Genomic DNA, 20,801 nt, shown 5'->3' with positions numbered 1-20,801 from the left:
CATCTCTGGCCCAGAGAGCGGATTTCCCATGATCCATGGCGACCCGCAACATGTCGCTCATGTGACGGTACAGGCTGTTCGATGCAGCCAGGCCGGCATACAAAAGCCTCTCTCTGGTGCAAAGGCATGAGTAACCTACCGACTGATCGGACATAGACGCGCCCCACATCCCAAAATACGCATTAAGGCTTTTATTGAGTGGCCAAGTGCTATCCTGCCAATCTCCACCTGCCGTCTCACTGGGAGCATGACGTCGGCCAGTGAAACTGAGCAAAACCGATACGTTCCGCATGTCGACGCTCGCTGCTCACCAAGGCCTTTGACTCGCTATGACTTCAGATTACGGCAAAACCTGTTTTCACAGCATGCAAGGAGTGCAAGATGCAGTACGTGGCTTGTTTACGAGTTGGTCAGAATGACGTTAAGGCGCTGATAAATCTGGAAGACCACAGGCGGGAAGTAGTGGCTCCGCTGTTGGACATGCGAGGTGACGACGACAGACACCTTCAAACATTCCTAGCGAGTTGGACTGAGCATCCTTTTTTCCTGGACGTTTCAAGAATAGCTAAGGACGTTGGTGAAGAATTCATTACTACCAATGACCTGCACAATCCTCATGGCGCGTTTGAGAACAAACGTCGCTTCTTTTCCGATGTGGCAGCCATCAACCAGAATGTTATACCGGTGGTCTCCTGGGTTGATGACGATCCCCAACGAGCAGTCATCCAAAGTGCACTTGCTCTCCAGGGCGATTTCCCCCATATAGCCATAAGGGTTACCTGCCCGGAAAACCCCACCTCGACTTCGTGGAGCAGATTGCTATCAATCCTGGATGCTCTTGAACGCCCGGACACCGCGACGGTGATTTTAGACTTCGGTGCCACCGCTCCGGCCAACACCGCCTCAGGGTCAGATTTCAACGTATCCCTGAGACAACTGAACAGCTATCAGATACGAAATCTGATCCTCATGAGCACTTCCTTCCCTATCGATAAGCCGGCTTCAAACACTTCACGTTCCTCCGCCTGTTACGACGTTGCGTGGCAAGCAAGGGTCGATACCAGTGGCATAGAGTTGGATATCGTCTACGGGGATTACGCCGCCACCAATCCGACCGCCTCGATGGAATACATACGAGGCATGCCTGTGCTTCCTTTTGCCTGCTATTACACGCCAACAGAATGGTGGCAACGACGCAAAGGTTCGGACAAGGAGTTTGTACGGTACGTTGAAATCGCCCAAGAAATCAGAGGCCTGCCGGGTTACCACGGTGATGACTTTTGCTGGGCTACTCGTGAGTACAGCAGAATTGTCGCCACATCTACAGGTTACGGGAACAATGGCACATGGAATGGGTACAGGATCAATCAGCATATCTGCGCCATGATCGAGTCCATCGTAGATACGGATAACAGTTTCGATGACTTTGATGCCGACGACTTACTCTAGCGAGCGATAGCGTTGTTTCAAGCTTGCTAGTACATGCGATCTGATCACGTTCATGGGGAGGGCGTCGCATAGCTGGCGACGCACCTCTTTTATGAGGTTGCGACTTTTCGTTGGCACCCCATACTGGGCCGCGAGTGCGTCCAACTCGCTACGCCACAAGAATCCCGTAAGGTGAAATTTATCCTGGAGCTTGTTGGGCTTCGCCCTTCGAATCATCGCCATGCCCGAATAGTCATCGACTACGAGCACTCCAACATGCGGTAGACAGGACTCAAGAGCCTTCACCAAGTGCTTCGAATGGCAGCATAGCCAGACTTCGTCAAAGCATGCCATATAGGCCTGCTGCTGGCCTTCCCAGCGAGCCAAGGTATCAGCATGCGATTTGATTTCGAACGCGGTTAGCTTTCCATTGGCGTGAACGAGATCGGCGCGTCTGGCCTTATCAATGAAGCACAGCTCCTCGATGAAAACGTCACTCTCTTCATGGGACATCGCTTTCGCGACCCACTGCTTGAGGATTGGGCGGATTTCGGTTGGATTCAGCATGCGCGGATTATAGACAGACAGTTGAGGCTTCTCACGCTAAAAAAGCATCCGGTCGTCTAAGGCCACAGAGCCCGCATCTGTATGATAGCCATCTTGCACGAAGTGGGGATGCGCCCGGTAGAAGCTTGGTGGGTTCATTCCGATGCGGCTAGAAATTGGCATTTAGAGCGACGCCCGAGGCTAGAACCCAGTACTCAGCTCAGTAGCCCTGAAAATCGCTCTTCAGAAAGTCCCGCAGCGACAACGGCTTCGGCTTTTATCAGCGCACCATCGGAACATGTCGGCTTGTCCAGGCCTATCAGCGCGCTGGTGCTGTACAGCGTGGTATAAGCGGCGCCCGCTAACACTGGGCAAGTGGTCTGAATACACGGGGAGTCGATTACGCGATCGACTTTTCCATCCGGCGCATAACGCACCACCCTGCTGCCGCCCCATTCGGCATTCCAGAGAAACCCCTGCGCATCAATGCAAGAGCCATCTGGAGCGCCTTGACCGTCAACCGTCGTGAACACACGCTGGTTTTCCAGTGAGGGGTAATCGCAGCAGAAAATACGTCCCTGCAGGGAGTCCGCGTAATACAGAGTGAAGCCGTCCGGGCTGAAACAGATGCTATTCGGGATCGCCACTGCGGGAATGTCCAACGTTTCTGTTTCGAGCGTCGACGCATTGAGGCGGTGAAATCTGCCGATGGTTTGCACCTGCTCACTGGCGTCCATCGTGCTGAACACAAAGTTGCCCATACGGTCGCAGCGGCCATCATTGATTCGGGTTCCGGGTACACCAGGCGTGACTGCAATTCTGCTGAAACGGCCTGTGCTCAGCTGATAGTAGCCCAGGCAGGATGCCAGTCCCATTAGCAATACGTCTTCGTCTGCCGTGAGGGCAAATGAGCCTAGCGACTCGGGCAGCGGCCAGCACTGCACTTCACCGCTTACGAGATCTATAGCACGTAACTCGCAGCTTGGAATGTCCGTCCAGAACAGGCGTTCGGTTCTTTCACACCAGACAGGGCACTCGCCAAGCATGCTGGTGGTGTCGGTTAGAGTTTTAAACATGGTTGCTTCCTACGAAACAGAATGGGGTAAACAAGGTAGTCAGTTGGAGAAAAGCGCTGACCAACGGTCACCGAACAACGCGATAGCCAAACCTGCGAGCATCACCACCGTCCCGACCAACTTGATGGAAGACACCGGCCTCTCCAATGCCCCCATCAATCCGAAGTGATCGATCGCCAGTGACGAAATGATCTGCCCAGCGATAGCGAGGCCAAGCAGTGCTGACAGACCGATTTTCGGTGCCAGCACTACATAACTGAGCAACGCGCTGGCACCCAGCAAACCACCCAACAGGCTCCACCAAGGCTGTGCAGGTATGGCCGCCAGTGAGGCTGCTATCCCCCCGCGCATCAATGAAAAAATGCCCAGGCATACCGCGCCAGCAGTAAAAGAGAACAGCGCCGCCGCTACGGAGTCTCCACCCACACCTTTAGCGAGTTGGCCATTCAGTGTGGTCTGCAGGGTGATGCCAAGCCCCGCGCAGATGGCCAGCAGGTAGTAGGCTGCATTCATCTCACACCTCCTTACTTGGCTGACTCAAGCGGCAGGAATTTCTCGGCAAAGATATCCGGCTGATAGCCTGCAGCAGCAAACAGATGCTCACGGGACTCGTTGATCGCCGCACGCAGCCTTTCGCTATCCACACCTAAAACCTTGCCACCGCGCTTGACGATACGCCCGCCAATCATGACGGTGTCGACATTGCTGCGCTCTGCCGCATGTACCACGGTACCGAAGGCATTGCCTGACGGATAAAGGTTGATGTCCCGCGCGTTTATCAGGATCAGGTCAGCCTGCTTGCCGGGACTCAGGCTGCCGATTTTGTCCTGTAAACCGGCACAGACCGCGCCGTCGACGGTGGCGGATTTGAGCAAACCATGGGCGGGCAGGGTCACCACCGGATGATGGTCTTCACCGCAGCAGCGCTGGTGGTGCATGCCCATGACGCGCTGCAGGTAGAACGCCACCCGCATCTCCATGAACATGTCACCGCTGTAGGAGGTTTCGTTATCGACACTCAGGCCTGGACTGATACCGTGACGTTGGGCCGACTGCATGGCGAACATTCCATCTTCAATGCCGTAGTGGGCATCTGAACGCGGGCATACGTTGACCCGAACGCCAGCCTCGCGAAGGATTTTCCAGCCGGCGTCCGGCAGCGCGGTGCAGTGGTTGAAGATGTTGTCGGAACGCAGCAGCCCCTCGCGATGCAATCCTTCCAACTCAGCCGCCATGTCACCGCCAAAGAACTCGGTGATGATAGGCAGCCCTAGGCGTCGGGCCTCAGCCCACAGCTCAGGCTCCAACTGCGCCATCACCGCCAGAGAGAGCAGCGGGTTGTCGCCTTTCTTGATGTATTTTTCCTGCAGACGCTCCAGATTGCCCGGCCAGTGGGCTTTGTCCCACTCACCCGCAACCGGCGCCCCCGAGGCGTGTACGGCGCGTATGCCTGCATCGAGCAGCGCTTCGACAGCGGCATCGGAGTGCTCACCCGTGCGGCTGTTATGCGAGTTGTCCACCAAGGTCGTTATACCGGCATCGATGCAGCCCAATGCGCTCAGGAGGTTGCCGATATACATGTCCGCCGGGCGATAGTATTTGGCGAACGAGAAGTGGGTTGCGTTGCAGTAGTCCTCCAGGGTTGCGGCGTTCGGATTTATTCGCCGTAGTTGCCCCTCCCAGGAGTGACGGTGGGTATCGACCATGCCCGGCATAGCGATCATGCCGGATGCCTCAATCACGACAGAGTCGCCGGCTTCGAGATTTTCACCGATTGCCGTGATGGTGGTGCCTTCGATAAGAATATCGCCACGCGCCAGATTGCCGATGTCGCCATCCATGCTCAGTACAGTGGCGCCGCGGATAAGTGTGCGTGCGGCCGGAGCGACTGGGGCCTGCACAATGCTGCGGTTGTATTCAGCCATTTCAGTACACCTCTTCCAATTTCGTTGGAAGAAATGTACGCAAGGCGATACTGCGGGAAAAAGATGATTAAACTGTTTTTATTATTCAAGAATGACGAATAATAATGCTTTCCCCGGTCACTGCTTTGAGGCTGCTAACAGTCATGGATCGTATTCAAGCGATGCAGGTATTCGTCCGTGTGGCTGAGGCAGGAAGCTTTATCCAGGCGGCGCAGACGCTCTCTTTGCCGGCCTCGACGGTTACCAGCACCGTCAAGAATCTTGAGAAGTACCTGCAGGTGCGCTTGCTCAACAGAACCACGCGGCGGGTTAGTCTGACGCCTGAGGGCGCACAGTATCTGGCGCAATGCCGGGAAATATTGGAGCTGATAGAACACACAGAGACTAGTCTGACGGATTCCGTAAAACGGCCACAGGGACGTTTGCGGGTTGATATGCCGGGCGGCATTGCACACTTCATCGTCATGCCAAATCTGCAAGCTTTTTACATGCGCTACCCAGATATCTACCTAATGATCGGCGTCAGCGATCGGCAGGTTGACCTTGTTCAAGAGGGTGTAGATTGCGTCATTCGCACAGGCGAGCTCGACGATTCAACGCTTGTTGCGCGCCCCCTTGGCCGATTTCGCTGGGTGACCTGTGCATCTGTTGCCTATCTCGAAGAAAACGGTACTCCGCAAACACCACTGGATTTGTCACACCACCGGGCCATCCATTACTTTTCGGGCCACGCAAGGCACGCGGGCGAAATGCGCTTCGCCAGTGGCTCTGAAAAGCTCTCGGTTCAGGTGAACGGAACAACAGCCGTCAACGAGACTGGGCTCTACATAAAATTGTGCCTTGAAGGCTTTGGGCTGGCGCAACTCGCCGAGAACGTGGTTTCCGAGCACCTGCGAGAAGGGCGGTTGGTGGAAGTACTTGCTGACTGGCAACCGGCTTCGATTCCTGTGCACCTGTTATACCCGCATCAGCGCTTTCTTTCGCCAGCCGTGAGCGCATTCGCTGACTGGATCTCCGAGCTCGTTCGTGACGGGGATTCAGCCTGAGTTCAGTGGCTGCAGGGCTGAACAAACAGGCTCGAATATTCAGCTGGTGCGCCAATAGCGACGAGTAGCCAAGCGCAGCGAAGTGCTCGGCGGCCAGTGTGGCGAACGTATTGTTTAGTTCTCCCTTGGAGATGAGAAATGGCTTGGCACCGTTGATGATCAGTACGTTGCTCGCGAGGCTTAATCACCGACGATGAGGATCGTGATAGGGCCGCTCGGTGGCGATCGACACGTATTTGCCATGTTTGCTGGCCTAGCTGTGTTGCATGGGCGTGCTTCTGTAATGAGTGGGTTCGAGTTGAACATTGCGCCCGGCCAGCATGCCGGTGGATGCGCCGGCAACGGCGATTGCCGCTGTGATCAACAGCGGTGCTGTCCAGCCATCAGTCCAGTCGTGCAGTTGGCCCAGTAGCAATGGGCCTGTGGCCGCCATCAGATAACCCACACACTGCGCCATTCCTGATAGTGCCGCCGTGTCGCCGGCATTTTTTGTACGCAAGCCAATGAACGTCAGGCCAAGCATCATGCTAGCGCCAGAGCCGAAGCCCAGGAAAGCTGCCCACAACATGGCGTAGCTTGGTGCGTAAATGAGCCCGATCAAAGATGAGGCGGTTAACAGGCTAACGGTAGCGGCTGCCAGTTTCTGGTCTTTGAGACGGCGAAGCGTGGCCGCCAGAATCAAGCCGGGAATGGCGGTGGTCAATTGCAGCGTGCCGTGTACCATGCCAGCTTGCTCCGGGGATATACCATGATCCATCAGCATGGTCGGCAGCCAGCCTACGGCGACGTAAAAAGGCATCGCGTTCAGGCCCATAAACAGTGTGACCTGCCACGCCAGCGGTGAACTCCAGACGTTCACGGTTGCCGCTTGTTTGGGGCCGGACAGAACAATATGTTCGTGTTTTTTCAACTGGGGTAGCCACACAATCAGCGCCAACAGCGGGGCTGCTATCAACAAACTCAGGGCAATCGGCCATCCCCATGATTGGGTCAGCGGAATGATAACGGCGGAACCGGCAGCACCTGCTGCCCCCATCGTGATGGAGTAAGCGCCCGTCACAGACGCCATCTTCGTCGAGAAGTCGCGTTTGATCAGGCCAGGCAATAGCACGTTGCCCAGTGCGATCCCGGTGCCTATCAATACCGTACCGGCATACAACGCCCATGCGCTGCCTGCCGAGCGCAGCAGGATGCCTGCTGAAATGACCAACAGTGCACCGAAAAGCGTGCGTTCAATGCCGAACCTGCGGGCAACCGAAGCGCTAAGCGGGGAAAAGGCGGCAAAAGCCAGAAGTGGTAGTGAAGTAAGCAGGCCTAGAGCTGAGGCGCTTAAGCCAAAGTCATTCTGAATGAGCGGTAAAACAGGGGCGATGCCCGTAAAGGGAGCGCGTAGGTTTACGGCAATGAGCAGAATGCCCGCGACGAGCGCGATGGCATGCCACTTGTTTTTTGTATCTGACATATTCTGTAGCTGTCCTCTGAAAAGAAGACCACTGTAGAGAGCTTCAGAATTATCTAATATAGATATCAAGACACCTGATACCTAAATTATGCCAAGCTCAAAAAATGTCGTTACCTCGCCGGAAGATTTCGATTCAAATCTCTTCGCTCAGGCTGCGATTGCGCTCAAGGTTGCGCCTGCCCCCAATGATTCGGTTGCCCGCGCCCATGATCATCGAAAAGGCCAGCTAGTCCTGTCTTTGCACGGAGCGGTGAGCTGTGAGGTGCAGAACGCACTTTGGCTTGTGCCTCCCCAACATGCGGTATGGATTCCCGGCGGCACGCCGCACAGTTGCCGCATGACCGAAAACGCCCGCACTTGTTTTTTGTTTGTTGAACCCGATGCAGCAGAGATGCCTGACGCCTGCTGTACGGTTGCCATTACCCCCATTGTCCGCGAGATGATCCTTCACCTCGCAGAGCAGGAACCCTCCTGTCTTTGCGAGGGTAAAACTGCGCGGCTGGTTGCAGTACTGCTTGAGCAGCTTTCCGATGCTCCGCTGAAAGAGCTGCATTTGCCGATATCCGACCACCCCAAGATCAAACAAATCGCGGATACGCTCTTTGCAGACCCCGGTGACCGAACCACGTTGCGCGAGTGGGCCAATCGGCTTGCAACGAGTGAGCGAACGCTAGCCAGACTTGTGGAAAGTACGACTGGGCTGAGCTTCGGACGCTGGCGCCAGCAACTGCATCTGATGATCGCACTGAGTCATCTGGCAGAAGGCGTATCCGTGCAGCATGTGGCAGGCATCCTGGGCTATGACTCTGTTAACGCCTTTATCACGATGTTCAAGAAAGCTTTGGGAAAACCGCCCACTCTGTACTTTTCCTCTCTGCGATAGTGCTTTGCTTGTTAAATATCCGACCCATTGAGTCGTCGAGCCACCTGCACGATTCTGGGGATCACCCCCTGCTCAGCTTCTCCATCTGGAGTCCTCGTCGCAGACACCCACTGACCATCGGCATCACTAAATTCTGTAAAATGGGAAAGTGCGGTTCTGACACGGCCAGTCGTGAAGTGAGAATGGAGCCATCAAATAGTTAAGGATTGCTGACATGTCACGTTTCAAGGGCCGCCGCCTCAGGCAATACAGGTCGAGTTCGACCATCATAAAGATTTCAACATAGCTCACCCGACCATAGGCCTGTAATCCTAGGGATTGGTGAAGGCACCAGCCAGTTGCTACAACAGCCTGGCGGGAATATCCACCTCAGTGCGGGCACCTATGCCAAGAGCATGGGTACAAATGCTCTGAAGTGTGAACGGTGCGACGCAACAGTAATTCATGTCAATTCCTTCACTCGGGGCTGCTACTACAAAACCTCTAAGGTTCGGGCCTGCTTCCGCCCGCAAGCGAATGGAACGCATGGCCCCAACTGTCGTTTCGGTGTTGATAAGCAAATCGTTGAGCTCGCCAGCACCTCTAACTGCCTGGTCGAAAGCGTCCAGAAAAACCGCTTCCGCATGCGTCGGTCGCGGTGACAGAAGAGTTGAAAGCAAATGCTAGACGACTCAAGAAAGATGACGGTGGTGAGACATCCTCTACTGCCATCTGAACCTACACACCATCATCCAATCGGTTGTCCTCCTATATCAATACCGCACAAAGCGTCCTCAGACTGCGCGCAATGTGCGACGAAGACGCTGACATCGACGAGCACCTAGAACCAGTGTTTGCAGGCAATACCGTTGGCTGGAATCAGTTCTACTTCGACCATGCCCGGCAAATGGAGGCCCACTACGCCGTCTCAAAGAGTTCGACTCAATACCCGATCGCGATCCAAGGACGCGTGGGTAAGATCAAGCGGCGTGTCAACGGCGATACCACGCTCAATGTCATGAATCTCGAACGACTCAGGGTGACCCAGGATCCCAACGAACCCCACATATGGTATTAGCCTAGAAGTGGGTGTATGGGCGGCCTAGGCAAGCTGGTTTGATGGGCTAAGCGAAAACGACGAGTTCATAAAATCTGTCTGTGGAAAGCACCTCCCCCGGCCCGGAGCAAGGCCACCAAGGCGGGGTCTCTTGCATTACCGAATTGGCAAGTGCGTCAGTGTGCCGTGCCGGTTTCGCCAGGGTGGGCAGTCGCTTCTATTTTCTACCAATTGGTGGTCCCAAATGGGATGTCGGTGAGCTGCATGGGATTATCTCGGACGAGGGCGGGGTGGAATCGTACCAAGGTAACAAGGAAGCCAATAGATACAGATCCGGTTGATTTCATCAATGCTCGAGGGAAGTTGTTGCTCTCCCGTCGATTTACGTCCGTGTCCGCCCCCCCTTGACTGGCCGCTTCGGCCGATAGCTGCCGCTCACGAACGGCGGCTTTCGGCCAAAAGCGGACACTCAAAGATGCTAACGAAGCCAGGGAACGCAATCCTCCTGGACGCCAGTAGGATCCCTGGGCAGGAATGCGTTTTCTCCACTACCTACCTATCATCGCCTTCTCGGCTCTGATGGCCAGCTATGCCTAACTGTGGCTGATTATACCGACGTCTCTTTTAAATGATTTGGCTTAAACCAGTAATTACAGGTCATGGCAATCAACGCATCACTTAGAGCAAATGGCTTCTTCGCCGGCCTTTTGGAGTCAGAATTGTTGCTCGCTGCATCGCTCGAGTTACGGCTACTGGTACAAAAGGAAATAAATGAGAAAACAAAGAATGAACTGAGACAAAGATTTCTTTGGTTCGTGGTGGTGATTGCTGAACCCACTTTGGGATTTCGAATAGATAAGGCGTTCTCGATATTAATGGGACTGACTGAGATGAGCGCCTTAATGTCCGTAAAAGCAATTTTAAGAAAGGGCGAACTCTGTCCTATGGAAAACTTCCTCTTCTCCACATCTAAAGCAGGTTGCCTGTCGCCGCACTACAGTATTTCCATACTTAATGTGAGCGACATGACGGCTTGAGAGAGCACCGGTTCAGTTCAACGATGGGCTGCCCCACCTCAGGCCGATAAAAAATAACGTCATGCCCGGGATTACTTAAACGCTACAGACACCATTCCCCTTAATGCTGGAGTTGGAAGGCGAGTTCGCCGGACGCTTACACTAAAAATCTAAAAAAATAGCGAGGGGGGGGCTGCCAACCGGCTAGAAAATGCAAATTTATTTTTATCTCCCTATATAATCAACGTCTGATGTTCGTACAGTTGACTATTCAGAAATGCCATCTTGCGTATCCTAGCTTACTGGTTTTTCTCGGACGAACTGGACGGACAGCTCTCCACTGGTCCAGCGTACAGATAAAACTATTTTATTCACTATGGTGGGTTCTTGTTGATTTTCAAATAGTATTTTTCGACCGGTCGTGAAGTTTAATTTCAGTACCAATGTTGGGTAATCGGTAAGATCTTTTTGTCCGACAGATTTATTAGATTTATTAGATTTATTTTTCGTGGATACGGGGGATGGTTCTTTTATGAGGTTTTCCGCAGCGAGTACATCAGAACGGGCTTTTTGGGATGCCTTGTCGTTTTTTCGTAATAACTTATTAGGCATTGAACCGGAAAGCGCGGTGGGAGTACCGACATCCGAATCAAACAAACCAGCAGTATGAAAAGTTTCGCCAGGAATATAGAGCTCGCTAAATGCGCGCTTTGCTTTTTTGCATTGAAGCTCAATATCTCTTTTCTCTTTGGCTTCGGCGTAATTTTTTTTATAATCATCAAGAAGCAAGTGATTGGTAATTCTTATTTTAACTTTCTCTACGAACTGGGATATTAAAAACGGATAATTGTGGGCAATCCATGTTTCCCCATCAGTTGTCCCGCTCCTGTCAAGTGGCCATGCGTTGTTCGGACTTGCAATGAAAATATCCGCAATTAAAATGTCGTCTGCTAATGGCATTTCACCTTTTTGGCCGGATAATTGAGTGAACGCATCTCTGATGGCATTATTTACTGCTGATGGTGTATCGCAAATGGTATGTTTCAGCTGAATAACCTTTCCTTGGCTTTTTCCCTCCTCGTTGTATTTATTGGTTGTTGTTGTAATGTCACCGCGGTTTTTTTTGACGACCTTGTTATTAACTTTTTCAGAAAAGCCTCCTGCGAAATTTTTTTTCTTAAGATGTTTTAGGCCTTTTGCGGATTCTAAGTAATACCCCATTGCTATGCCAGTTATCGAATTTTCCCAACCATTGTGTTTGTCCAACAGCCAGTCTCGTGACTTTTTGTTTGCCGGCGTTTCCGGGAGTTCCTGCGTAGAAATTAGCATTTTCTCCAGAAGGTTGAGAGCGTTTTTGGCTCCGGGGTAATAAACTGAATCTGGCATTTCACCGACTCCATTACAGAATGGCGTTCAATAAATAATGAACGCCATTCCAAATATTAGTTTCTATAGATTGCTTTGGGCGATAAGACACCGGATGCAGCATCGAAGTGAAGCCCGATGGCCAGAAGGCCCTGATTATCCGGTGACTCTATATTGGAAAGGAAGGTACTGGAAACACTCAGCTGTTGAGGCTCGTCCGATGCATCATCTGCCACAAAGGTCCAAGCACTATCCGGCTTCAATTTGTATTGAAAGCAAAGTCGCTTGCTTTTGGGCTTTACATCGAGCTTGATTGCGTGTATCGGCTCCTCGGGTAAGTATAGAAACTGAGTGTCGATACCCGTGACAGAATCGGAAGTGATTTCTAACACTTGATCATCATCCGGCTCATTATGGGTTTCATAGGCGGGCTTAGCATTTTCCCGCGAAACACCTATCGTCAGCTGAACGGCATAGCCTTCATTGATTGACCAAAAACCACCACGTTTGATGAGCTTAAGCGCAAGCGAAGTCAGATTTCCCGCGATAATTAACTCTCGCCGATCTATCATCTTCGCCCATTCATTACTTCGCTGCGAATTGGCTACTATTTGCTTGTAGCTGGTGTATCCCAGGCTCTTCCCAACTGTGACTTTCGTCCACTTCTGTTTAGAAGCTGTACCACTGACCCTCATGGCTAAAGGGTTACCAGTTTTCGCGTTGTTGGAGTCATTACCGGCCGCGATTACCAAATCCGCCAGCTCTGAATGACGTGACACGATTAGCTGGTCGTTTTGCAATGTCCATCGCTGGGCAAAATTGGGTGACTCTGGGCTCACAACCAGGGCTTTGGTTTTAAGGTCGGCTGACAATAGTAGATCCATGAAGCTCCCAGCATCCTGCGCTTTTACAGCTGAGATCAACCGTCCTTTCGCATCCAGTTGCCATATTTGATGTGCACCATTGATGTCAGGTTGTGTAACTACCGAACATTGTGAAGTCGAAAGCACAGACTCCAGGCCTTCGCCGCCATTGATCGAAAGAACCGGACCGCCGTCGGCTAGCCGAAGTTTGAACCAGAGTGGAGCAGTGTCTTCGTTAGCGGCTTTGATTAGGTTGTCGACAAAATAGAGGGGTATCTCGTCCAGTTGCCATAGTCGATCATTACGGGTGTTATCTGTTCGTGCTTTCAGTAGAATTTTATTTTCCGCTGCAGCAAGCAGTGCGTGGTTTTTCCCAATCCCGACATTGGTGATTTCACCGGAGCCTGCTGATTCCCAGATTTGGTTATCTGCTTTACCAAGCTGATGGGCGATTAGCGTATAAACGGCATCTTGGGTACCAGAGGCCTTTTCGGGAGTGATGGCGAAAGTGATATCCCCGCGGGCGCCCCACGCGCCAGCCTTACGTGTGACCAGGCTCACTATGTGGCCTTCGGCAGTCATACGCCACAGCTGTGATCGCTCTGGCGCATCTTCACTTTTTTTCCAGACGATGGCAGTTCCTTCAAGCTCGGTGTCGGATGCCAAGCTCAATAGTGCGTCGTTATTTTTGTTGCCAATCGTGAAGTAGATATCCTTGGCCAGGCAGCCTACGGAATCTCCATATTCGCCATAAAAAAGGAACCACGCGTTTTCCTCAAATAGCAGAGCGCGTTTCGTTTGAGTTTTTGCATAGCGCTTCAACATTGCCCAGCACTTGCTGGATAACTCATCCGGTAACACGTTGATGCTCGGAATCAGGTTCTCTCTTTGAACTGCTGCCCAGCGTTTGTAATCGTAAAGCGATTCGGCCCATCGAGCCGCATCTTGAACCACGATGCCTTCACCGCCGACGGCATGGAAGGTTGATGATTGCGATTCGTTGCTGGACTTGTTCTTTTCGTCCGCCTGAGTGCTTTTTTCCGCAGATGCGGACAACTGCACATCAACTGTCGGTGCGCTGAGGCTAGCTTGAACCTTCGCTGCGAAACGTTCAGTCAGGCTGGATTTATCTTCCTTTCCGTCAAATACCTTCGACTGCGTTGCGAAAAGGCGTCCTCCTACTAGGGTCCGCGTCGAGACGAAATGCCCGTAATACCCGAGCACCTTTTTCAGAGCTTTGAACTGTTCGGTGTCGTCTTCTTTGTCCATGGCAGCCTGGCATTTTTCGAAAAAGCTCTGACTGGCGCATGGTTTATGTTCGTCGAACGACAATTCGATGCGGGGTAGGAAGAAGTTGGCCGTGGTGTACGACCTCTTTCCAATCATTCCAGCACTCGATTGCTCTTGGCTGGCATAGCTGGCTGCCATCCCGACGCCGACGGTCGTCATAGCTCCGCCCGCGACTGCTAGCGAAAAGGAGAGGTTGGATATTCCGCTTTTTTGCGTTTGATGCACCGCTTCAGAAAAGGTGAATTGGTTCTCAAAATAACCGGAAAACAGCGGTTTCCTGTACAGCACTGTGGCTGGAGACAGTTCATTGTTATCGACCTGTGTCGCACTGAAGTCCGGGCGACGGAGCACTTCTCGAAAGCTGGCATCTATAGACGTCGACGGATCGAGGACGATACCGCGGTAAAAACCAACACGATCGAGTAAGTCATCACGTTGAGCCACTGTCAGGTCAAAAAAATCCTGCGCATCCTTTAGAGGAGCCAATTGCGCCTGAAGCAATGCGACCTTTTCTTGAGGAGAGAACTCGTGTCCTTCGTGCTCAAGGCTTTCCATCTTCTCGAACAGCTTCGCGCTCAAATCCGGCGTTGATGCCTCGACGGCCTTCAACAACTGCGCACGCCTGTCTTTCGCTTCTTTCCGGAACTTCTCCGCTTCGGCCTCGCTTTCTTTCTCCATCTTGCGCACATCCAAAGCATGCTTGCGCAGCAAGATACGGTCGAGTCGTTTATCGATGTCGTCAGCGGAGATAGCATCCAGATCATCCGGTTCTTTGAATCCGTTGCTCTTCCGTTGCGGCGGTTCGTTGGAGAGGGGCCTTCCTCCCTCTGGGTTTTCCGAACCTTCGCCATCTTCAAGTACGTCGTCGACCATGAGCGCTTCTCTACGGATTGAGATTTGCGACTGACAGTGCCATATTGCCATTATCAGGTTCAAGACCCTTGGTGCAATGCCTCGACGTGAATGCGAAACCCGCTTTACTAAATTTCTGCAGATTCGAGCCACATTGCCGATACACGCTGATCCCAGAATAAATTGCAGTCTGAACAGCCCCCTTCACTTGGCTGGCAATTGCGCTTGAAACAGGTTTGTCGGAATGTCCCTGACACGGAAGCTAATTTTCACTGCGGTTGCCAGAAATCTTGCGCTAACTTTGCTAGCGACGGCGTCCCTTTTTGGTTTCTCTCCATCGGTATATGCCCTCTCCGCAGGGTGTACAACCTTGAACGCCCAAAGCGGTACGACGTCTTTCTCGCGATCATTTGCTGCAGGATCTTTCGATCCTGGTGATACCTTGACTGTCTCGTTTTCGGATAACGGTTCAAACGTCGGAAATTCCAATCCCAGTTCTGCAGATTCGGTCATTCTTCGTAATCCGACGACGTTTACCGCCTACTATGATTACCGAAGCAACACCGGTAGCGGAGGTAGTCACACTGGTGGTGCGACATCCTCACAGTTGACCGGTGGCGCGTTCGTCAGCATCAAAGCTGGGACATACTTGAGTGCAGTGTCGATTTCCTGTGGGTCGGCAGTATCCAGTGACGCCACGCTTTCCAATCTCATTCCGTCGACTGGCACGTTGTCTCCATCATTTTCTCCAGGTACCACCAGTTACAGTATTTCTGTTGCTAACAGCGTTTCTTCGATTGGCTTCACGCCGATTGCCAGCAGTGGCAATGCTACGATTAATGTAGGCAGCAATACGGTTGTATCTGGTGCGGCATCTCCCACGATCGGTCTAAGTGAAGGCACAAATCCGATCAGCATTTCCGTCACAGCCCAAGACGGCACCACCACGAATCTCTATTCAGTAAGCGTCTTGCGAGCAGTCGCAGTCCCAATTTCGAATGCAGTGACGGCGACTGTCTCGGCCAACAGTTCGAATAACATTGTCACGCTGTCCAACTCAGGAGGCGCTTATACGTCGGCTGCGGTGTCCGTAAATGCGTCTCATGGCAACGCAGTAGCGACAGGTACATCGATTTATTACACACCTACAGCCGGCTATTCAGGGGTAGATAGCTTCCAGTACACCCTTAGCAATGGAGCTGGTAACTCACAGTCTGCCACGGTGACAGTTACAGTGACGGCGCCACTGTTAGCGCTGTCGCCGGCGGCCGGAACACTAAACTCTGGTCAGATGGGTGTTGCGTACAATCAGTTCTTCAGTGCTTCGAGCGGTACAGCACCCTACAGTTATGTGGCTACGGGAGTTCCGCCAGGTCTTATTTTTGATCCCTCCAATGGGCACCTCAGCGGCATCCCGAGCAGCAGCGGTACCTATAATTTGTCTGTTACCGCTACCGATCATTTCGGTGCCACCGGTAGTGCCAACTACACGTTGAATGTTGCTGCTGCTGCGTTACCTGTCGCCAATCCAGTCTCCGCCACCGTTTCGGCCAATACCAGTAATGCTGTTTCCGTCGCGTTGTCGGGAGGCACAGCGACATTTGTAACGGTAGCGTCTGCACCGATGCATGGCATTGCCGTGGCTAGCGGTACTTCAATCACCTATACGCCGAATGCAGGTTATTCAGGCGTCGACAGTTTTACCTATACAGCAAGCAATGGTTCTGGCACATCTGCGCCGGCAGTGGTCACTTTGACCGTCACATCGCCGACACTTGTTCTGACACCGACTTCAGGCACGTTGACGTCGGCGCAGGTCGGCGGCACTTACAGCCAATCTTTCAGCGCATCCGGCGGTTCGGCTCCCTACAGTTACGTCGGTTCGGGCCTTCCCGTAGGTATGAACCTGGACTCAATCAGTGGACTGCTCAGTGGCTCGCCTACTGGTACAGGCACTTTCAATTTGTCTGTTACGGTGACAGATAGCCATGGCGCAACCGGAAGTGCGAACTACACGTTGAATGTTGCGGCTGGAGCACTACCCGTTGCGAATCCAGTCTCAACCACCGTTGTTGCCAACAGCAGCGGCGCGGTCGCATTGTCGATCAGTGGTGGGACGGCAACTGCTGTGGCGGTAGTAACACCGCCATCACACGGTTCGACGGCAGTCAGTGGAACTTCGATTTTCTACACACCGGTAGTAGGTTTCGCCGGCACAGATAGCTTCCGATACACAGCCAGTAATGCCTCGGGGACATCACCAGCAGCGACGGTCAGCATTACTGTCGCTCCGTCAGTGCTTACAGTTTCGCCGGCGGGGTCGGAGTTACCCAGTGCAACAGTTGGTGTCGCTTATTCGCAGCTCATTAGTGTTTCAGGCGGAGCCACCCCCTATCATTTTGTAGCGGCAGGCCTGCCAGCAGGGCTTATTATCGATGCATCCTCAGGCGTCATCAGTGGCATGCCGACCACCTCTGGTACGGCCAATGTTTTGGTAACAGTGAGCGATAATACGGGCACATCTGCGAAGGTTCCCTATAGCCTGACGGTGAATGGCTCGGTGCCAAGTGGCGCGGATCGTAGTACGTCTTTGTTGGCAGGTCAGTCACTAACGGTTGATCTCACCGATAACATCAGCGGCGGTCCATTTACTCAAGCCTCATTGCTTGATATCCCACCCAGAGCAATGGGACAGGTCAGTCTGAACGGTATGAACCTCACTTTTCTTGCGGCCGCTCAGGCCTCGGGAGCGACAGTGATCCATTACACGTTGAGCAACCGTTGGGGGACTTCTCAACCTATTGCGCTGAGCGTGCAGATTACCGGGCGATCCGATCCAAGCAAGGATCCAGAGGTTATCGGTATGGTCGGCGCTCAAGCACAGAGCTCCACGCGCTTTGCTCGCGCGCAGATCGACAACTTCAATGATCGGCTTGAACAGTTGCACGACGACGAAAGCCGGCGGAATAGAGGCTTCAATTTACAGTTGGGTCTACCGCAGTCCCGCCCATCTCGCACCGGAAATACCAGTGCTGCCGAGATGTATCAGGCACTGTCGTCGCTGAGCGGTAACGATGCTCCGGCAATTGAGCGGCACGCTGCAGCAGGTGAGCAGGATGGTTGGTTGGGAGACGATAACCTCGCGTTGTGGAGCGGCGGTTACGTGAATGTTAGTGATACTCATCGAGATGACGTCAAGTTCGACAGCACGATGGTGGGGGTTAGTGCGGGTGCTGACTATCGTTTCTTCGATACCTTCACCGCCGGCATCGGCTTCGGTTATGGAAGTGATTCGAGCGATATTGGTTCCCGGGATAGTCGCAGTAAGGGGCGCTCATTCAGCACCGCGTTGTATGGCAGCTTGCATCCTGGACGGATATTCGTCGACGGCTTACTCGGCTACAGCAGCTTGTCATTCGATAGTCGGCGCTACGTTACCGATAACGGAGGCCGCGCCAAGGGCAGCCGCGATGGAGATCAAATATTCGGCTCCCTGAGTTCTGGCTATGAGTTCCGGGACGAGAATTGGAAGGTCGCGCCTTATGGCCGCATGGATATTTCTTCGACCAAGCTGGACGGATTTCGCGAGAGCGGTAGCGGCATCTATGACCTGGCTTACGCGGAGCAGCGTATGACAGTGTTTTCTGGCGTTGGTGGGGTGCGCGGGCAATATGGCATACCGTTGACGCAGTCAGCCGTTACTCTGAGAGGTCGAGTCGAATACAGCCATACGTTTAGCGGCGATAGTACTGCACGTGTTGGCTATGCCGATGTCAGCGATTCTACCTATGCCATCTCAACGGTAGGGCAGAGCGAGAACATCATGACGGTGGCGCTGGGATTAGACTTCCTTCTGTCATCGGGCGTGAGTACTGGACTGACGTACCAGGGCTCATATGGACTCGGCGATGACTCAAGATCGAATGCGTTGATGTTTCGGGTCGGCAGCCGTTTCTAACCGCCGACCCAAGCGTCCTGCACACCCCATTACTCGCAGCCCGGCCATCTCTCCAGACAAATTATGTTTTTTTGCATAATTGCGCATAAAGCTAGTCTTTTAGATTTTGCCCGCCCGTTCACCAACCGGATCTCAAAGATCTAACCACATCAAGCGACGCTTTCATTGGCGAGCATGCTAATGCTTCATAGCGTGCTTGCCTCTGTTTCTTTGGCCCCACACTGAGGGTAGAACTGGGGGCCTTGGGCATTATCGCGACTACAAGGCCGCTCGTTGCCGGGCCTCTTCTCGTGCCTGAAGCTGCAACTGAAGCTGGGCTTGAATCTCGGTGTAGAGCTGAGCCTGCTCGTTATCACGGTCGGCTAAGTAACATCACTCAGGAGGATTGTGATCTGATAGACGACTTGATGACACGATACTCTGTGTATGAGCATTCTCAGGCAGACGATCTTCCAGCGGTCCCCCCCGAACTCGCCCAACTCGAAACAGATGTGCGATCGCTTGCGGACTGGATAGAGGGGTACTCGAAGCGAGTGGCCTGACCCACATTGAAACGCCGACTGCTTGTTACCTGTAGCGGTCGCTAGTGAGCGTCCGCTTTTGGCCGAAAGCGGACCATTTGGCTCACCCTGTGAACTCCTCTCGCCTTAGCACTCGTCCGATAAAAGTCCAAAGTCGTCGCTGGACACTTGAGCTGCTTCATTAAGCCGTTGACGTAGCGCAGCGGTCAGCTCCCGCTCCACTTCCCACGGGTCCGATAGCGCAGCAAGTTGAGGCGCCAACTGTGGCGACAGGCTCATCAGGGACTGATTGAGCGAACGCGCCGTTTCATAAGCGGCCTTCTGCACGAAGCTGACTTCCACCAGTTCACCTTGGGCCTTGCGAAACTCCATCTCCGCCATCCGCGCCAAGTAGTGCTCGCGATGCGCTCGTGCTTTCTGAAAGTCCGGGGACTGCCCTTGCGCGGGATCAGCGGGCGGCGGCGCAGCCATGTTAGTCGGCTCGGATTGTGCAGCGACGTGGCTGTACACATCACGCTGAATCCGCTCCTGTTGATGGCGAGCAGCGACGGCAGCCTTGCTCGGGTCGGCGGTATCGCGGATCAACGCTTCAGTGGCCAGCACGTCGACCTGCTTGCCATTGGGAGACAGGACCAGTCGGCCGTTTTCCTTAAGCCAGGTGATGTAACTCGGTGACCGGCCGATGTGCGCAGCGAAGGCGCTCTTGGATAGGTAGGTGGCTACGGTCATAAGCCCTCCTTTTCAGCGGCTTTTCAATGAATCCTTTCAAGATTTCAGTGGATTGAAATTTCAGTAAGCTGGCGGGCCTCCCACTAACAAGATCCCGCGGGTTTCCGACCCCGTGTCCTTTGAAAGTCCCCAGGGTCCCCGGCGGGTTTCTGCCGGGTCCGGCCGGTCGAGCCAGCATCCGAGTGCCATGCCCTGCCCCAATTCCGTTGGAAAGACGGACATCCCTGCAACCATTTCAGCTAGAGAGATTCCGCGAGTTCGATAACCCGTGTAGGAGGCGGCCCTTGGGGAGGACCCGTGAAATCTGCGCCCTACCCGGCCCGCCCGGCTCATGCTTTCGGCTCGGCCTCGCTCAGGTCCAGCCGCTTGGCCACCCAGCGCTCGTACAAGCCGATGGCGACATCGGCGCCGGCCATCGCGGTCAGGCAACCCAGGGCGCCCGCTGTCCAGATCGACAGGCCCGCACCGAACAGCAACATCATCGCCGACACGCCGCACACGATGCAGGCACCGGAGCGAAGTACTAGCCGGCGCAGTAACGCCCAACCTCGTGCCCCGTCCTTGTCGGCGCGCCACATCTCGCCGGACACACCGCCAACCAGGGAAAGAGCAATCACCAACCAGATCGGCATCTCTGCCAGTGCCTGTTGCTCGTTCGTCATTGCCCTGCCCCTTAAACAAAAAGACCCGGCGCAATGGTCGGGTCAGGTGGTGGGTGGCCTGCCGCGCTTTGCGGTCGCACCCATCGAAGATGGCCCCTTTTTACAGGTCGATTCTGGTGGCAGCAAGACCGTTTTAATGCCAC

General features: G+C 53.6%; 14 protein-coding genes. 5 read left to right on the top strand and 9 right to left on the bottom strand.

Going from position 1 to position 20,801, the window contains the following annotated elements; genetic code table 11:
* Positions 1 to 381: 381 nt before the first annotated feature.
* Complete coding sequence (locus CRO59_RS04990) at positions 382 to 1,449, top strand: hypothetical protein (RefSeq protein ID WP_027614491.1); 1,068 nt, start codon at positions 382 to 384, stop codon at positions 1,447 to 1,449.
* Here CRO59_RS04990 and CRO59_RS04985 read toward each other — a convergent pair.
* From CRO59_RS04985 to CRO59_RS04970, 4 genes are all read right to left on the bottom strand, one after another.
* Positions 1,441 to 1,995, bottom strand: coding sequence for a sce7726 family protein (locus tag CRO59_RS04985; RefSeq protein ID WP_027614490.1), 555 nt, complete (start codon positions 1,993 to 1,995; stop codon positions 1,441 to 1,443). The genes CRO59_RS04990 and CRO59_RS04985 overlap by 9 nt on opposite strands.
* Positions 1,996 to 2,189: 194 nt before the next feature.
* Positions 2,190 to 3,050, bottom strand: a complete 861-nt coding sequence (locus CRO59_RS04980) for an SMP-30/gluconolactonase/LRE family protein (RefSeq protein ID WP_027614489.1) — start codon at positions 3,048 to 3,050, stop codon at positions 2,190 to 2,192.
* 39 nt (positions 3,051 to 3,089) lie between these two features.
* Positions 3,090 to 3,563 (bottom strand): DMT family transporter, encoded by a 474-nt coding sequence (locus CRO59_RS04975; RefSeq protein ID WP_027614488.1) that lies wholly within the window; start codon positions 3,561 to 3,563, stop codon positions 3,090 to 3,092.
* Between the two features lie 11 nt (positions 3,564 to 3,574).
* Positions 3,575 to 4,975 carry an amidohydrolase family protein gene (locus CRO59_RS04970; RefSeq protein ID WP_027614487.1) on the bottom strand — a complete coding sequence of 467 codons (1,401 nt, stop codon included), beginning with the start codon at positions 4,973 to 4,975 and terminating at the stop codon, positions 3,575 to 3,577.
* A gap of 143 nt (positions 4,976 to 5,118) precedes the next feature.
* On the opposite strand from CRO59_RS04970, the gene CRO59_RS04965 reads away from it, so the two are divergent.
* Positions 5,119 to 6,021 carry a LysR family transcriptional regulator gene (locus CRO59_RS04965; RefSeq protein ID WP_027614486.1) on the top strand — a complete coding sequence of 301 codons (903 nt, stop codon included), beginning with the start codon at positions 5,119 to 5,121 and terminating at the stop codon, positions 6,019 to 6,021.
* A gap of 253 nt (positions 6,022 to 6,274) precedes the next feature.
* Here the strand turns inward: CRO59_RS04965 and CRO59_RS04955 are convergent, their stop codons facing one another.
* On the bottom strand, positions 6,275 to 7,483 hold the full coding sequence (locus tag CRO59_RS04955) for an MFS transporter (protein WP_027614485.1): 1,209 nt from the start codon (positions 7,481 to 7,483) through the stop codon (positions 6,275 to 6,277).
* 88 nt (positions 7,484 to 7,571) lie between these two features.
* Between CRO59_RS04955 and CRO59_RS04950 the strand changes: the two genes are divergently transcribed.
* Together CRO59_RS04950 and CRO59_RS04940 are read left to right on the top strand one after the other, a co-directional pair.
* The gene (locus tag CRO59_RS04950; RefSeq protein ID WP_049827964.1) at positions 7,572 to 8,366 is read left to right on the top strand and encodes a helix-turn-helix domain-containing protein; all 795 of its coding nucleotides are present in this window, start codon (positions 7,572 to 7,574) and stop codon (positions 8,364 to 8,366) included.
* A 1,695-nt stretch (positions 8,367 to 10,061) separates the two neighbouring features.
* Positions 10,062 to 10,439 carry a hypothetical protein gene (locus tag CRO59_RS04940; RefSeq protein WP_027614482.1) on the top strand — a complete coding sequence of 126 codons (378 nt, stop codon included), beginning with the start codon at positions 10,062 to 10,064 and terminating at the stop codon, positions 10,437 to 10,439.
* 273 nt (positions 10,440 to 10,712) lie between these two features.
* Here CRO59_RS04940 and CRO59_RS04935 read toward each other — a convergent pair whose 3' ends face one another.
* Positions 10,713 to 11,804: a hypothetical protein gene (locus CRO59_RS04935; RefSeq protein ID WP_097086680.1), complete on the bottom strand. Its 1,092-nt coding sequence runs from the start codon at positions 11,802 to 11,804 to the stop codon at positions 10,713 to 10,715.
* Between the two features lie 56 nt (positions 11,805 to 11,860).
* Positions 11,861 to 14,809: an RICIN domain-containing protein gene (locus CRO59_RS04930; protein ID WP_158248890.1), complete on the bottom strand. Its 2,949-nt coding sequence runs from the start codon at positions 14,807 to 14,809 to the stop codon at positions 11,861 to 11,863.
* Between the two features lie 223 nt (positions 14,810 to 15,032).
* Between CRO59_RS04930 and CRO59_RS04925 the strand changes: the two genes are divergently transcribed.
* On the top strand, positions 15,033 to 18,746 hold the full coding sequence (locus tag CRO59_RS04925; RefSeq protein WP_083221299.1) for an autotransporter domain-containing protein: 3,714 nt from the start codon (positions 15,033 to 15,035) through the stop codon (positions 18,744 to 18,746).
* 647 nt (positions 18,747 to 19,393) lie between these two features.
* Here the strand turns inward: CRO59_RS04925 and CRO59_RS04915 are convergent.
* Positions 19,394 to 19,996 carry a hypothetical protein gene (locus CRO59_RS04915; RefSeq protein WP_027614479.1) on the bottom strand — a complete coding sequence of 201 codons (603 nt, stop codon included), beginning with the start codon at positions 19,994 to 19,996 and terminating at the stop codon, positions 19,394 to 19,396.
* Positions 19,997 to 20,325: 329 nt separating this feature from the next.
* On the bottom strand, positions 20,326 to 20,658 hold the full coding sequence (locus CRO59_RS04910; RefSeq protein WP_027614478.1) for a phage holin family protein: 333 nt from the start codon (positions 20,656 to 20,658) through the stop codon (positions 20,326 to 20,328).
* Positions 20,659 to 20,801 lie beyond the last annotated feature (143 nt).

It is taken from the genome of Pseudomonas sp. LAMO17WK12:I5, from assembly GCF_900215165.1.
In the GTDB taxonomy this organism is placed as follows: domain Bacteria; phylum Pseudomonadota; class Gammaproteobacteria; order Pseudomonadales; family Pseudomonadaceae; genus Aquipseudomonas; species Aquipseudomonas putida_A.
The sequence above is the reverse complement of the archived record's forward strand: the minus strand, read 5'-3'. Positions and strand labels throughout refer to the sequence as shown.